This is a genomic window from Burkholderia sp. 22313 (assembly GCF_052045245.1).
Taxonomy (GTDB): Bacteria; Pseudomonadota; Gammaproteobacteria; order Burkholderiales; family Burkholderiaceae; genus Burkholderia.
Genome location: NZ_JBQEON010000012.1, coordinates 103,829 through 118,593 on the forward strand (window position 1 = coordinate 103,829; position 14,765 = coordinate 118,593).

16 protein-coding genes are annotated in these 14,765 nt (G+C 69.3%); 5 read left to right on the forward strand and 11 right to left on the reverse strand.

Going from position 1 to position 14,765, the window contains the following annotated elements:
• Positions 1–55 precede the first annotated feature (55 nt).
• The 5 genes from ACTJKF_RS12565 (at position 56) to ACTJKF_RS12585 (ending at position 5,183) form a co-directional block, all read left to right on the forward strand.
• Positions 56–673 (forward strand): DUF4126 domain-containing protein, encoded by a 618-nt coding sequence (locus tag ACTJKF_RS12565; protein ID WP_057929256.1) that lies wholly within the window; start codon positions 56–58, stop codon positions 671–673.
• Positions 674–780: 107 nt separating this feature from the next.
• Entirely contained in the window at positions 781–3,285 is a 2,505-nt protein-coding gene (locus ACTJKF_RS12570) for an ABC transporter permease (RefSeq protein ID WP_440623911.1), read from the forward strand.
• 42 nt (positions 3,286–3,327) lie between these two features.
• Positions 3,328–3,738 (forward strand): group II truncated hemoglobin, encoded by a 411-nt coding sequence (locus tag ACTJKF_RS12575; RefSeq protein ID WP_440623857.1) that lies wholly within the window; start codon positions 3,328–3,330, stop codon positions 3,736–3,738.
• Positions 3,739–3,837: 99 nt separating this feature from the next.
• Entirely contained in the window at positions 3,838–4,569 is a 732-nt protein-coding gene (locus ACTJKF_RS12580) for an alanyl-tRNA editing protein (RefSeq protein ID WP_440623858.1), read from the forward strand.
• Positions 4,566–5,183 (forward strand): DUF924 family protein, encoded by a 618-nt coding sequence (locus ACTJKF_RS12585; protein WP_440623859.1) that lies wholly within the window; start codon positions 4,566–4,568, stop codon positions 5,181–5,183. The genes ACTJKF_RS12580 and ACTJKF_RS12585 overlap by 4 nt, the downstream gene beginning before the upstream one ends.
• Positions 5,184–5,291: 108 nt before the next feature.
• Here ACTJKF_RS12585 and ACTJKF_RS12590 read toward each other — a convergent pair whose 3' ends face one another.
• From ACTJKF_RS12590 to ACTJKF_RS12640, 11 genes are all read right to left on the reverse strand, one after another.
• Entirely contained in the window at positions 5,292–7,181 is a 1,890-nt protein-coding gene (locus ACTJKF_RS12590; RefSeq protein WP_440623860.1) for an ArnT family glycosyltransferase, read from the reverse strand.
• Between the two features lie 214 nt (positions 7,182–7,395).
• On the reverse strand, positions 7,396–8,157 hold the full coding sequence (locus ACTJKF_RS12595) for an SDR family oxidoreductase (RefSeq protein ID WP_440623861.1): 762 nt from the start codon (positions 8,155–8,157) through the stop codon (positions 7,396–7,398).
• Positions 8,158–8,177: 20 nt separating this feature from the next.
• Complete coding sequence (locus ACTJKF_RS12600) at positions 8,178–8,759, reverse strand: TIGR00730 family Rossman fold protein (protein ID WP_440623863.1); 582 nt, start codon at positions 8,757–8,759, stop codon at positions 8,178–8,180.
• Positions 8,756–9,511 carry a TetR/AcrR family transcriptional regulator gene (locus tag ACTJKF_RS12605; protein WP_440623864.1) on the reverse strand — a complete coding sequence of 252 codons (756 nt, stop codon included), beginning with the start codon at positions 9,509–9,511 and terminating at the stop codon, positions 8,756–8,758. Before ACTJKF_RS12605 ends, ACTJKF_RS12600 begins: the two co-directional genes overlap by 4 nt.
• A 203-nt stretch (positions 9,512–9,714) precedes the next feature.
• Positions 9,715–10,251 carry a diacylglycerol kinase gene (locus ACTJKF_RS12610; protein ID WP_440623865.1) on the reverse strand — a complete coding sequence of 179 codons (537 nt, stop codon included), beginning with the start codon at positions 10,249–10,251 and terminating at the stop codon, positions 9,715–9,717.
• Positions 10,248–11,282 carry a glycosyltransferase family 4 protein gene (locus tag ACTJKF_RS12615; protein ID WP_440623866.1) on the reverse strand — a complete coding sequence of 345 codons (1,035 nt, stop codon included), beginning with the start codon at positions 11,280–11,282 and terminating at the stop codon, positions 10,248–10,250. The genes ACTJKF_RS12610 and ACTJKF_RS12615 overlap by 4 nt, the downstream gene beginning before the upstream one ends.
• Before the next feature lie 30 nt (positions 11,283–11,312).
• Positions 11,313–12,251 carry a UDP-2,3-diacylglucosamine diphosphatase gene (locus ACTJKF_RS12620; protein WP_440623867.1) on the reverse strand — a complete coding sequence of 313 codons (939 nt, stop codon included), beginning with the start codon at positions 12,249–12,251 and terminating at the stop codon, positions 11,313–11,315.
• Positions 12,252–12,483: 232 nt separating this feature from the next.
• Complete coding sequence (locus ACTJKF_RS12625; protein WP_440623868.1) at positions 12,484–12,993, reverse strand: RDD family protein; 510 nt, start codon at positions 12,991–12,993, stop codon at positions 12,484–12,486.
• A 6-nt stretch (positions 12,994–12,999) separates the two neighbouring features.
• Entirely contained in the window at positions 13,000–13,752 is a 753-nt protein-coding gene (locus ACTJKF_RS12630; protein ID WP_440623869.1) for a DUF3106 domain-containing protein, read from the reverse strand.
• Between the two features lie 26 nt (positions 13,753–13,778).
• Positions 13,779–14,204: a DUF3619 family protein gene (locus ACTJKF_RS12635; protein WP_440623870.1), complete on the reverse strand. Its 426-nt coding sequence runs from the start codon at positions 14,202–14,204 to the stop codon at positions 13,779–13,781.
• Complete coding sequence (locus tag ACTJKF_RS12640; protein WP_440623912.1) at positions 14,201–14,764, reverse strand: RNA polymerase sigma factor; 564 nt, start codon at positions 14,762–14,764, stop codon at positions 14,201–14,203. Before ACTJKF_RS12640 ends, ACTJKF_RS12635 begins: the two co-directional genes overlap by 4 nt.
• Between the last annotated feature and the right edge of the window lies 1 nt (position 14,765).

Sequence of the window (14,765 nt, forward strand, 5' to 3'; positions counted from 1 at the left end):
TGCCGACTCGATCCGATCAATCGGCAAATCGCACGGAAAGTGCAAGGAGAGGGCCATGATCGAAGCCATTTCGCTCGGCGCGGGGCTCGCGTGGGCGAGCGGGCTGCGCCTTTACCTGACGGTGCTGATCGCCGGCGTGCTCGCGCGGGTCGGCTGGCTCCATCTGCCCGATACGCTCGCAGTCCTCACCTCGCCGTGGGTCATCGGCGCCGCCGCCGTGCTCGCCGTCACCGAATTCCTCGCCGACAAGATTCCCGCGTTCGACTCGCTGTGGGACGCCGTGCACACCTTCATCCGCATTCCGGCCGGCGCGGTGCTGGCCGCCGGTGCGCTCGGCCATGCCGACCCGACCGTGCTCGCGGTCGCCGGGCTGGCCGGTGGCTCGCTCGCCGGTGCCGCGCACATCGCGAAGGCCGGCACCCGCGCACTGATCAACCTGTCTCCCGAACCGATCTCGAACTGGGTCGCGTCGTCCACCGAGGACGGGCTCGTGTTCGGCGGCCTCGCCCTCGCGTTCTTCGTTCCGCTCGCGTTCCTCGTGCTGCTCGCCGCGTTCATCGCGGCGTCGGCCTGGGCGCTGCCGCGTCTGTGGCGCGGCGTATCGGGCGGGTTCCGCGGGATGGCGAACCACATGGTGACGCGGCTCAACTCGATCGGGGGCAAGCGCGATTGAAGGCGCCGGCACCCGTCGAGCGGCAGCACGCCGACCCGTCACCTGCCGGGCGGCCCGCGCAGGCCGGCCGCTTCGGCTGGCACGACCTGATCCGCCAGGCCGCGCGGATGACCGCACGCGACTGGCGTGCCGGTGAACTGACGCTCCTCGTGCTGGCCTTGGTGCTCGCGGTCGCCGCGCTGACGAGCGTCGGTTTTCTCGCCGACCGGTTGCGCCAGGGGCTCGAGCGTGATGCGCGCCAGATGCTCGGCGCCGATTTCGTCGTGCGCGCCGACCATCCCGTCGATCCGTCGTTCGATCGCGAGGCGCGCGCACTCGGGCTGCGCACCGCGACCACGGCGATCTTCCCGAGCATGATCGCGTCGGCCGGCGGCGGGCAGGCGAACGGTGCGGCGCCCGCACGCCTCGCGGCCGTGAAGGCCGTGTCGCCTCAGTATCCGCTGCGCGGCGCGGTCGAGATCGTGCCGGCCGGCGCGCGCGCCGCGCACAAGGCGACCGCGATTCCCGCGCCCGGCACCGTGTGGGCCGATCCCGCGCTGCTCGACGCGTTGCATCTGAAGGCGGGGAACACCGTGCGCGTCGGGCTGCGCACGTTCACGGTCGCCGCGTCGATCTCCCGCGAACTCGATCGCGGCTTCTCATTCGTCAATTTCTCGCCGCGGTTGATGATGCGCGCGGACGAACTCGCCGGGACCGGGCTCACCGGCTACGGCAGCCGCGTGACGTACCGGCTGCTCGTGGCCGGCGACACGCCGGCCGTCGCGCGCTTCGAGGCCTATGCGCACGGGCGCGTCGACGGCGGCAAGCTGCGCGGCGTCGGTCTCGAGTCGTTGCAGGAAGGGCAGCCTCAGGTGCGGCAGACGCTCGATCGCGCCCGCCATTTCCTGACGCTCGTCGCGCTCCTGACCGCGCTGCTCGCGGCGGTCGCGATCGCGATGGCCGCGCAGCGCTACATGCGGCGCCATCTCGACGGCTGCGCGACGATGCGCTGCCTCGGCGTCAGCCGTCGCACCCTCGGTGCGCTGTTCGCGCTCGAATTCGCCACCATCGGCATCGTGTCGGGCGTCGCGGGCGCGGTGCTCGGCTACGGCGGCCACTGGGCGCTGCTGGCGGCACTCGGCGGCCTGATCGACGTCGTGCTGCCGCCGCCGACCCTGTGGCCCGCGCTCGTCGGCATCGGGGCCGCGCTCGTGCTGCTGCTCGGCTTCGCGCTGCCGCCGCTCGCGCCGCTTACGCGCGTGCCGCCGGTGCGCGTGCTGCGGCGCGACTGGGGCGACGCGTCGCGCACCGCGTGGGCCGCGTATGCGGTCGGCGTCGTGTTGTTCGCCGGGCTGTTGATCGTCGCGGCGGGCAACCTGAAGCTCGGCCTGATCGTCGCGGGCGGGTTCGCAGGTGCGCTGGTCGGCTTCGCGCTGATCGCACGGCTGGTGCTGTACGCGGCGGCGCGCACGGTGCGCAACGCGCGCGTGAGCGCGGGCATCGGCTGGCGCTACGCGCTCGCGTCGCTGCACCGGCGCGGCACGGCGAGCGCGCTGCAGATTACCGCGCTCGCACTGGGCCTGATGTGCCTGCTGCTGATCGCGATCACGCGCAACGACCTCGTTGCCGGCTGGCGGCAGTCGACGCCGCCCGATGCGCCGAACCAGTTCCTGATCGACATCCAGCCCGACCAGCGCGACGACGTCGCCGCGTGGCTCGCCGCGCACGGCGTGCGCGACGCGGTGCCCGAGCCGATGGTGCGCGGCCGGCTCGTCGCGATCAACGGCAAGCCGGTGAACCCCGACGCGTATCCCTCCGACGACGCGCGCCGGCTCGTCGATCGCGAGTTCAACCTGTCGTATACGACCGAGTTGCCGTCCGACAACCGGATCGTCGCTGGCGACTGGTTCGGGAACGCGGCCACGCCGCAGATCTCGATCGAGGCCGGGCTGGCGAAGATGATCAACGTGAAGCCGGGCGATACGCTGCGTTTCGACGTGACGGGGCTGACGGTCGATGCGCCGATCACCAGCGTGCGCAAGCTCGACTGGGGCTCGTTCCGCGTCAACTTCTTCGTGCTGATGCCGCCGCCCGTGCTGAAGGATTTCCCGGCCGTGTACCTGACGAGCTTCCACTTGCCGGCCGAACAGGCGGCGCTGCTCGATCCGCTGATCGCGCGCTATCCGAACCTGACCGCGATCGACGTCGCGCCGATCCTCGCGCAACTGCAGCGGATGATGCTGCAGGTGGTCGGCGCGGTGCAGTTTCTGTTTGCGTTCACGCTCGCGGCCGGCGTGCTCGTGCTGTACACCGCGCTTGCCGGCTCGCGCGACGAGCGCGTGCGCGAGGCCGCGCTGCTGCGCGCGCTCGGCGCGTCGCGCGCGCAGGTCAATGCGGTGCAGCGCGCGGAATTCATCGTCGTCGGCGCGCTGGCCGGTGCGCTGGCATCGGCGGGGGCGATCGCCGTCGGCTGGGTGCTCGCATCGCGCGTGTTCGACTTCCAGCTCGCCGTCGATCCGTGGCTCGTGCCGGCCGGCATCGCGGCCGGTGTCGCGTGCGCCGGTGCGGCCGGCTGGCTGAGCCTGCATAATGTGTTGCGGCGCCCCGCGCTGCAGTCGCTGCGCGACGCGTGAGCGCCGCCGGCGGCCCCGATTATCCCGTTTCCGATTATCCGTATGACCGATGTGAATGATGATGCGCCGTCGCAGCCGACGGCCTTCGAACTCGTGGGCGGCGAAGCGCGCGTGCGCGACATGGTGGACCGCTTCTACGACCTGATGGACCTCGAGCCGGAGTTCGCGGAGATTCGCGCGCTGCACCCGGCGTCGCTCGACGGCTCGCGCGACAAGCTGTTCTGGTTCCTGTGCGGCTGGCTCGGCGGCCCCGACCACTACATCAGCCGGTTCGGTCACCCGCGGCTGCGCGCACGGCACCTGCCGTTCCCGATCGCGTCGGCCGGGCGCGACCAGTGGCTGCGCTGCATGGCGTGGGCGATGGAGGACATCGGGTTGCCCGAGCCGTTGCGCGAGCGGCTCATGCATTCGTTCTACGACACGGCCGACTGGATGCGCAACCGGCCCGGTTGATCGACCGGTACGCTGCTGCCTGAGGGCCGGTCCAGGTGCGTCTGGCCGCCGGTGATGCGTGGCCCGACACTGACCGTTTCCCCATCGATACGAGGCGCGATGATGACCCAGGCACTGTTTCGCGAAGATGCCTACCTGACGCAATGCGAGGCCGTCGTCGCGGCCGTGGGCGATGACGGTATCCGGCTCGACCGCACCGTGTTCTATCCGCTCGGCGGCGGGCAGGCGGGCGACAGCGGCACGCTGACGCTGCCCGACGGCAGCACGATCGCGATCGCCGACACGCGCAAGGCGAAGTTCGACGGCGCAACGCCCGACGATGCCGTGCACGTGCCCGCGGCAGGCCAGGAAGCGCACGTCGCGGCGCTCGCGCCCGGCGCGCGCGTGGTGGCGGACATCGACTGGCTGCGCCGCTACCGGCACATGCGGCTGCATACGGCCGCGCACCTGATGTGCGCGGTGTTGCCGTATCCGGTCGACGGCTGCAGCGTGACGGCCGACTACGTGCGGCTCGATTTCGCGACGTCGGACGCGATCGACCGCGTCGACGTCGAGCACCGCCTCGCGGGGCTCGTCCATGGCGCGCATGCGGTCACGACCGAATGGATCACCGACGCGGAGATGGCCGAACGGCCCGACCTCGTGCGCACGATGAGCGTGAAGCCGCCGATGGGGCTGGGCCGCGTGCGGCTGTTGCGCATCCACGGCGTCGACCTGCAGCCGTGCGGCGGCACGCACGTGCGCAATACGTCGGAAATCGGCGACCTGCGGGTCGCCAAACTTGAAAAAAAGAGCGCGCGGACACGGCGCCTCGTACTGGAGTTTGCATGACGATCGACACCCCGACGGACAGCGCCGCGGCGCTCGACCCGCACGCGCGCGAGATGCTCGATTTCTGGTTCGGCGCGCCGGGTTCGGCGGAGTTCGGCCACGCGCGCAAGGCATGGTTCAACGGCGGCGCGGCGTTCGACGACGTGCTGCGCACGCGCTACGGCGCGTTGCTCGATACCGCGTGCGACGGCGCCTGCGATCATTGGGCCGATACGCCGCTCGGCGCGCTCGCGCTGATCGTGGTCCTCGATCAGTTCTCGCGCAACATTCATCGCGGCACGCCGCGCGCGTTCGCCGCCGATCCGAAGGCACTCGCGCTTGCGCGGCGCGTCGTCGCGGCCGGGTGGGACGCGCAATTGCCGAGCGGCCATCACCGCGCGTTCGCGTATCTGCCGTTCGAACATGACGAGTCGCACGAGAGCCAGCGCGAGGCCGTGCGGCTGTGCGCGGGCATTCGCGGCGAGGCCGGGTGCGAGAGCTACCACGACTTCGCGTTGCGCCATGCGGCCGTGGTCGGGCGCTTCGGGCGGTTTCCGCACCGGAACGCGATTCTCGGCCGCGCGTCGACCGACGAGGAGACGGCCTTCCTGCGCGAGCCCGGTTCGTCGTTTTGATGGGTGGGGAGGCCGCGCGGCCGGCAGGAAGCCGGGCGCTTGCGCGATGGGCGGCCGCTGGCGTCGCCGGCCGGAGATGACGACGGCGCCGCTGGGCGCCGCCTTGCATTACTGCGCTTCGTGCTCTTCGGGCGTGCGCACGTAGACGCGCAGCAGTTCCTCGTTGTCGCCCGGGCGCGCGCCGGTCCAGAACAGTTTCCATTCGCTGCCCGGTGCCGGATCGACGTTCCGCACGCCCTGGACGATCATCCACGTGCAGCGCGTGGTCTTCGCATCGTCGATCGGCGTGTGCTGGATGCCGGAGAAGTAGTACAGCATCGGCGCTTCCGACTCGCCGAGCCCGTGCAGGCTCGCCATGCAGTCGCCGTCGCGCCATTCGAGCGCGAGATGCGCGTTCAGATCGTCGAACACCGACCGGTAGCTCTTCGCGACGTCGAGCCACGGCAGCAGCAGCGTATACACGAGCCCCCACGCGACCAGCGCGCCCGCGCCCCACGACAGCGCGCCGCGCCACAGGCCGGTCGTGCGCAGCTTCGGCAGCAGCGACAGCCAGCCGACCGTCAGCACGAGCGCACCGATCACGAATCCGGGCACGATCGGCATGGTCCAGTCGAGCGGCAGCCAGCGACCGAGCAGCGCGATGCTGGCATGCGACGCGTTCGGATCGGCCATCACCGCCCAGATCCCCCATGCAAGCGCGACGACCGTGCCGAACAGCAGGCGGCTCAGATAATCCCACGCGAGATGCAGCCCGCGCGGCAGGCGGTCGATCGCCTGCGCGGCGACCAGCGAGAGCGGCGCGAAGAACGGCAGGATGTAGAGCTGACGCGACGTCGCGGACACTTGCAGCACCGCGAGGCCGATGCCCGTGAACAGCACGGGCAGCGCGACGCTCGGCGTGTGCCAGTCGCGCCATGCGCCGCGCGCGAGCGCGACGATCGCGAGCGGCGCGACCGGGAAGCCGAGCAGCAGGAACGCGCGCAGGATGAAGAACGGCTTGTCGTTTTCCGCGCCGAGTTCGGGCACCGAAAAGCCGAAGAAGCGGCCGACGTTGTTGTCCCAGAACCACGCCATGAACAGCGTCTCGGAGCGCAGGAACAGCGCGATCGGCCAGATCAGCGCGAACGGTGCGAACACGAGCGCGGCGACCCCGAGCGAACGCGCGAACGCGCGCGTGCGGCAGGCGGGGTAGAGCACCAGCGCGCCCGTGAGCGTGGCCGCGAACACGAGCGGCACGAACAGTCCCTTCGCCATCAGCGCGATGCCGACGCCCGCACCGAAGATCGGCGCGGCCCAGCGACCGGACGGCCGCACCGGTAGTCCGTGCCGCATGCGCCGCGCGCGCGCGACGTGCTGCATCACGAGTTCGAGCAGTCCGCAAAAGCCCATCGCGGTGCCGGCAAACAGCGCGACGTCCGTCATCATGTCGTGCACGTGCTTGATGACGACGAGCGTGCCGGCGCTCAGCACGACGGGCCCGATCACGCGCAGGTCGAGCCAGCGGCCGGCGCAGCTGGCGCTGCGCGCCGCGCGTGCGATGAAGCCGAACGCGAGCGCCGCGAACAGCGCGCTCGCCAGTCGCGCCGCGTCGTGCAGCGGCATCACCCGCTGCAGCAGCCACGCGAGGCTCGTCGCGACCCACGCGTAGAGCGGCGGCTTTTCCATGAACGGCAGGCCGGCGTTGGTCGGCACGACGAAGTCGCCGGTCTCGAGCATGTGCTGGATGATGCCGAACGTATAGGTTTCGTCCTGCTTCCACGGATCGTGGCCGAGCACGCCCGGAAGCGTATACGCGCAGACCAGCGCGGCAACCAGCAACCAGACGCGCCAACCGAGCCCGAGCACACGATTGCGGGCGGCGTCGGAGCGGCCGGCCACGGCGGGCGTGCCGGCGGTAGTGAATGTCGTGCCGAGGTCGGGGTCGGTCGCTGTTCGGGGGGGCTGGGCCGAAGCGGGCATGGACGTGCGTCGCCGGCCGGGCGCTGCGGTTCCTGGCATGGAAAGGATCTCGGTCGGGTCAAGACGGTCCGGCGACATGGGCCGGGACCATAAGGGTCGCATCGAGGCGAAATGACAGCCGGATGACCGACTGTTTGACTGGGCGCTAGTAAAGCACGGATCTGTTACGGATGTTTACCGAAACGGTCACGATATTGTGGAGATTTGTGGTGTCGTGACCACGGCGCGTCCGGCCGGTGCTTCGGGCGAGCGATTATCGGCCGCCGCCGACGTCGAGCAGGGCGCCCGTCGTGTATGACGCTGTGTCGCCGAGCAGCCAGACGATCGCTTCGGCGATTTCCTGCGCCTCGCCCGCGCGGCCGAGCGGCGTCTGGGCGCCGAGGCGCGCCGCACGGCCCGGCTGGCCGCCGCTTGCGTGGATTTCGGTCTCGATCAGGCCGGGACGGACCGCGTTGACGCGCACGCCGTGCGGGCCGAGTTCCTTCGCGAGGCCGATTGTCAGCGAATCGACTGCTCCCTTCGATCCCGCATAGTCGACGTACTCGTTCGGCGAACCGAGCCGGGACGCGATCGACGACACGTTGACGATCGCACCGCCGCGCCCGCCGCGGTCGGTGGACAACCGGCGCGCGGCTTCGCGCGCGCACAGGTACGCGCCGAGCACGTTGGTGTCGAACATCCGCCGCAGCCGGTCGGCCGGCATATCGGCGAGCGGCATCGACGGTGCGACGATCCCCGCATTGTTGACGAGCGCGTCGAGGCGCCCGAACGCCGCCGTGACGGTGTCGAACATCGCGATGACGTCCGCTTCGTTCGCGACGTCGCCGGCGACGATGCACGCACGTCCGCCGGCGTCGCGAACCGCTTGCGCGGTCAGTTCGGCCGCCGCCGCGTCTCGCGCGTAGTTGATGCCGACGTCCCAGCCGCGCTTGGCCGCGAGCACGGCGGTCGCGCGGCCGATGCCGCGGCTCGCGCCGGTGATGAGGACGGCCTTGCGATCGGACGGTGCGGGCATGGCGTGCGGTTCCCGATGGGTTACTTGGCCGCGTCGGGCGCCCACTTGTCGCTGGCGGGCGGCTGGTAGCGGCGCAGCTGTTCGATCAGCGCGACCGGTTCGGCGTCGATGCACAGCGCGTCGAAGTAGGTCGGACGCATGAAGCCTTCGTCGACCGTATGGCGCAGCAGCGCGATCAGCGGATCGTAGAACGAAGCGATGTTGTACAGCGCGACCGGCTTGCGGTGATAGCCGAGCTGCGCCCACGTATAGACCTCGAACAGCTCCTCGAGCGTGCCGGCGCCGCCGGGCATCGCGACGAACGCGTCGGCGAGGTCGGCCATCATCTTCTTGCGGTGGTGCATGTCGGGCACGACGTGCAGCTCGGACAGCCCGGTATGGCCGACTTCCTTGTCGACGAGCAGCTCGGGGATCACGCCGACCGCGCGGCCGCCGGCCGCCATCACTTCATCGGCGATCACGCCCATCAGGCCGACGCGGCCGCCGCCGTAGACGAGCGTGAGGCCCGCATCGACGAGGGCGCGGCCGAACGCGCGCGCGGCGTCCGCATAGACGGGCCGCACGCCGGATGACGAGCCGCAGTAAACGCAGACAGCCTTCATTGCTTCGGGTCCTTCGCGGCGGGCTTGGCGGCGACCGGGCTGCCCGCGGGGCGCGGCGAACCGTCGCGCGGCGGCAGGTAGTCGGTGAACTGGCGCTTGGGCAGCTTGCCGGAGACGAGATCGTCGAACAGCTGGCGCGACCGGCCGCGCAGGTACGGAGCCATGACCGAGATCACGTGCATGCTGACCTGGTGCAGCTCCTCGCGGATCGCGTCCTGGTCGTTGTACTTGCGCGGGTGCATCACGTACTGATACGACAGCCAGTACGTCGAGATCACGGCCATGTTGGTGGCGATGACTTCGATCTCGGCGGGCGTCGCGACCATTTCGGCGTCGGACACGAGCAGTTCGCACATGTCGTGCGCGAAGCGCACCTTGTGGCTGATGATCTGCTTGAAGTGCGTCTCGAGCGTGCGGTTGCGCGCGAGCAGGTCGTTGAGGTCGCGATACAGGAACCGGTAGGTCCACATGAAATCGGCCATGTACTGCAGGTACGACCAGGTTTCGTCGATCGTCGGACGGTGATCTTCGGGGAAGCGCAGCCGCCGTTCGATCTGCTGCTCGAACTGCGCGAAGATGCTGTTGATGATGTCGTCCTTGTTGCGGAAATGGTAGTACAGGTTGCCTGGACTGATTTCCATTTCCTCGGCGATCGTCGTCGTCGTGACGTTCGGCTCGCCGATCTCGTTGAAGAGTTTCAACGACAACTCGAGAATCCGTTCGCGGGTGCGGCGGGGAGGTTTCGCTTCCATGTCGTCCGGCCCTGTGTGTGCCGGACTGGCGGGCGCTGCAATCGATGCTGCGAGATTCGTCCGGCGCGGGTTGCTGTTCTATGTCTGGCGGACGATTATAAACCGCTGTTTCCTTACAACGGGCGCATTTCGTGTGCGCAATGCAGGCGGCAGCGTGCTGCACCGCCGCACGCGAACGTCGCGGCCGGCGCCGCCGAAACCCTCTAGAAGCCGAGCCAGCCCGCAATGACGGGCCCGAGCACGAAGCCCCAGGTCGTCACGCACGCGAACAGCGCAACCGTGACTGCCGCGCTGCCGAGGTCCTTCGCGCGCTTCGACAATTCGTGGCGCTCGAGCGAGATGCGGTCGATCGCGGCCTCGACGCTCGAGTTCAGCAACTCGACGATCAGCACCAGCAGCACCGAGCCGATCAGCAGCGCGCGCGACGCGGCCGGGACCGGCGAGAACGCACCGATCGGCAGCATCAGCGCGGCGAGCGTGAGCTCCTGGCGAAACGCGCTCTCCTCGCGGATCGCGACGCGGAAGCCGTTCAGCGAATGCTTGAGCGCGTACCACGCGCGCGTGATGCCGCGGTGGCGCTTGTACGGGTTCGGCGGCAATGGCGCGAGCCGATCGTCGGGGCCGAGCGGCTCGTGCGGGTGCACGTCCGCATCGGCGTGCGGTTCTTCTTCGTCGAACGGACGATGCGGTTGCGCCGTCGCGGCAGGGGGCGGGTTCTGGTCGTTCAGGTCTCGTTTCAAACGGCGGCACCTTCGGCGGGCGAGTACGCGGTCTTCGGCAGCGGCTTCAAATGCGACGCGAACTGCTCGGACGCCGCGCGCCACGAGAAGCGTTCGGCCCATGCGCGGGCCGTCTCGCGCTCGATCTTCAGCGCCTCGAGGCAGGCTTCCTGCAGGTCCTCGTGCATCGCGCCGGCATCGCCCCCGCCGAGCACGTCGATGGGGCCCGTGACCGGGTACGCGGCGACCGGCGTGCCGCACGCGAGCGCCTCCAGCAGCACGAGGCCGAACGTGTCGGTGCGACTCGGGAACACGAACACGTCGGCCGCAGCATACACCTTGGCGAGCTCGGCTTGCGACAGGACGCCGAGATAGTTCGCTTCCGGATAGCGCGATTTCAGCTCGGCGAGCGCCGGGCCTTCGCCCGCGACCCACTTCGAGCCGGGCAGGTCGAGGCGCAGGAACGCCTCGACGTTCTTCTCGATCGCGACGCGGCCCACGTACAGGAAGATCGGGCGCGCGGTATTGAGCACCTTCGATTCCATCGGCCGGAAGATGTCGAGATCGACGCCGCGCGTCCACAGCACGACGTTCGTGAAACCGAACTTCTCGAGATCCTGCTTCACGACCGGGGTCGGCGCCATCACCGCGAGCGACGGGCCGTGGAACCAGTGCAGGAACTTGTAGGTCGCCGACAGCGGGATGCCGAAGCGCGCCTGCACGTATTCGGGGAAGCGCGTGTGATACGCGGTCGTGTACGGCAGCTTGCGTGCGCGCGCATAGCGGCGCGCGGCGAGGCCGAGCGGGCCTTCGGTCGCGATGTGCAGCGCATCGGGGGCGAACGCGTCGATCCGGGCGCGCAGCTTGCGGTACGGCAGGATCGACAGGCGGATCTCCGGGTAGGTCGGGCAGGGCACCGTGCGGAATTCCAGCGGCGTCAGCATTTCGACCCGGTGGCCGAGCGCGGCGAGTTCGCGGGACGTGCTCTTCAGCGTGCGCACGACGCCGTTGACCTGCGGTTCCCACGCGTCGGTGACGATCATGATCTTCATCGCGGCATGTGTCCTGTAAGTGGTGTTGTGTCAGGCGGTGGCCTTGGCCTTGCGCGACGGGGCGGCGGACGGTGCGGCGCTCATCACCGTCCAGTAGACGATCTTCAGTTCGCCTTCCATGGTTTCGACGAGCGCGGACAGGCTTTCGACCCAGTCGCCGTCGTTGCAGTACAGCACGCCGTCGATGTCGCGGATCTCCGCCTTGTGGATGTGCCCGCACACGACGCCGTCGCAGCCGCGGCGGCGCGCTTCGTCGGTCATCACGGTCTCGAACTGCGAGATGAAGTTGACCGCGTTCTTGACCTGGTGCTTCAGGTACTGCGACAGCGACCAGTACTGGAAGCCGAGGCGGCTGCGGATCCGGTTGAACCAGCGGTTCAGCACGAGGATCAGCGTGTAGAGCGTGTCGCCGAGATACGCGAGCCATTTCGCGTGCTGGATCACGCCGTCGAACAGGTCGCCGTGCACGATCCACAAACGTTTGCCCGCGAGCGTCGTGTGGAACGCCTCGCCGCGCACCTGGATGTCGCCGAACGCGAGGTCGCAGAACTGCCGCGCGCCTTCGTCGTGGTTGCCCGGGATGTAGACCACCTGCGTGCCCTTGCGCGCCTTGCGCAGGATCTTCTGCACGACGTCGTTGTGTGCCTGCGGCCAGTACCAGCCCTTTTTCAGCTGCCAGCCGTCGATGATGTCGCCGACGAGGTACAGGTATTCCGAATCGTTGTGGCGCAGGAAGTCGAGCAGGTACGGCGCCTGACAGCCGCTCGAGCCGAGATGGATGTCGGACAGCCAGATCGTGCGGTAGCGGTGGGTGGACGGTTCGGGGTCGTCATGCCGGGTGGCATGCGCGGCCGGCGGCTCGTGCGGCGAAAGGGCGTCGGTTGCGGCCGCGCCGGACAGGAAGGCGGTGACGGCGCGGGCGCCGAGCGGTTGACGGAACAGGGAGGTCGCGGACGTTTTCTGGCCCATGCATGACTCGCGCCGGTTGACAGTACCGGCATTGCGCCATGCGGGCGTGACTATGCCGTGACAGTCACGAGACGTTCTTATTACTGTCGTTGCCGCGTGTTTAGCAGTGAATGCGCGGGCGTTGCGTGACCTGCCGCACCGACGGGCTCGCCGTTGTCGCGCTAGCCGCGTGGGGTGGTCGTGCGCGCGTTTTCGAGGTCTTTCGTCTGACGGATGCGCCGCGGCCGACGCGTCAGCGCGGAATCGCGACGACGCGCGTGCGGGCGATGCGATCGTGCGGGAACTGGCGATCGGCGTGCAAGCGGGCCGCGCCGGCCCATGCGGCGATCCACGCCGCGGCGAGAGCGAGCGTGACGGGCACCGACAGGCCGAGGAGCGGATGCAGCGCGAGCGGCGGCAGGAACCACAGCCAGCCGAGCGCATAGCGAACGAGCGCGTGAGCGGCATTCAGCGGCCGGCCGCTCGACGATTCGAGCCGCAGCCGCCAGGTCTTCATCGGCAGCGTCTGGCCGCCGTGGGTCCAGAACCAGACGAAGTACGCGCCGACGACGAGCGCGATCCACGCGGCGAGCAGGTTGTGATGGACGAGGCCGTTGCGCTGCTGCGTCGCGAGGCTGAAGGCGAGCCCGGCGAAGAACACGACGCCGAACAGCAGCACGGATTCATACAGCATCGCCGCGAGGCGCCGCCGCACGGACGGCGCGGCGACCACGGCGGCCTCGGAGGCGGGGGTGTTCGCCACGGCCGCTCAGGAACCCTTGAACAGCGACGGGGCGTCGGCGGGCGACACCGGCGTGACGGCCGCCGGTGCGGTACCGGATGTGGACGATGCGGCGGGCGGTGCGCTGGCGCCGGCCGACGCGGGCACCGGCGCAGGCGCCGGATTGCTCGCCGGATGCTCGTGCGAATTGACGAGGCGGCGCACGTCGCGGTCGGCGACGGTCGGCGGCGCGCTCACGACGCTCGGCTTGCGGCGGCGCTCGGTCGCCGCGAGGCGTTGCTTCTGGTCTTCCGGCAGTTGCTGATAGGCCTTCCACGCGCGCTCGCGCGCCTGTGCGGACAGCTCCTTCGCGCTCTGGTAATTCTCGCGCGCGACGCGGCGCTGCTCGGGCGTCATCCGCGCCCACTCCGACATGCGGTCCTGCAGGTGCTTTTGCTCATCGGGCGTCAACTTCGCGAAACGCGACGCGATCTTCAGCCATTTTCGTTTGCGGGCGTCGCTGAAGCCATCCCATTGGTCGGCGAACGGCGCGAGTGCCGCATGTTGCGCGGGCGTGAGGCGCGCCCACGACATCGGGCCGTTGGCGGCCGGCAGCGGCAGGGGCAGCGGGGCGAGTTCGGTGGTCAGCCCGGTCGCGGCCGAGGTTGGCGCGGGTGCGCTGCTGGCCGCGGCGGAGACCGTCGCGGGGGGCGGGTTGAATCGGGAATAGGTGGCGACGTACGAAACGGCGATCGCGATCACGCATCCGAAAAATACGGCCAGGCCGCGTTTCTGACTCACCCGAGCGATCCCCTCGTTATTGTCTGTTAGCGTGCGTGCGAAAGATACGCGTTGAACCCGTGATCGAGATACGCGTTGAGCGGCAGGTCGTCGCTGAGCATCGCCGCGTCGATATCGGCGAGTTCGGCCGTGCGCTGCATGTCTTCCCAGTAGGCGATGCCGACGAGCCCCGCGAGCAGCAGCGCGAGCGGCCACGCGCGCAGCAAGCGGCGCGCGAACGACGTCTGCGGGCGACTCGCGGGCGGTGTGCCGTATGCGCCGGGCGCACCGGCGAAGGCCGGCACGAACACCGGTGCGGTCGCGACTTCCGGCTTCTTGCGCGCGAGCGCGGCCCGGCGCGCGACGGCCAGACGGTCGGTGGTCGCGGCGGGCAGCGCCGCGGCACGTTCGTCCAGCGCGCGGCGGACCTTCAGCGCGAATTCGTGTTCTCGGTTTACGGGAGCGGAGCTCATAGCGTGATTCCTTTGGCCTTGAGCGCGTGCGCCAGGGCGTGGGTGGCTCGCGAGCAGTGCGTCTTGACGCTGCCTTCGGAGCACCCCATCGCGGCGGCAGTCTCGGCGACATCCATATCTTCCCAATAACGCATCAGGAACGCTTCCCGTTGACGTGTCGGAAGTTTCTGGATTTCTTCGTCGATCAGGGCCAGAACCTGTTCCCGTTCGAGGCGGTGCTCGGTGCTCTCGACGCCTGCATTGTCGTCCGCGGATTCGAGTGTTTCCAGCGGATCGAAGTCGTCGTCGTCCGTGTTGTTGAGCGACGAGAAGAGCGTGACCCACGTGTTGCGGACCTTCTGCCGGCGGAACCAGTCGTGGATCGCGTTCTGCAGGATCCGCTGGAACAGCAGCGGCAGCTCGGCCGCCGGCCGGTCGCCGTATTTCTCCGCCAGCTTGATCATCGCGTCCTGCACGATGTCGAGCGACGCGTCGTCGTCACGCACGGCGTAGGCAGCCTGCTTGAACGCGCGCCTTTCGACGCCCGCCAGAAAGTCGGCGAGTTCCTTGTCTGATGCCATT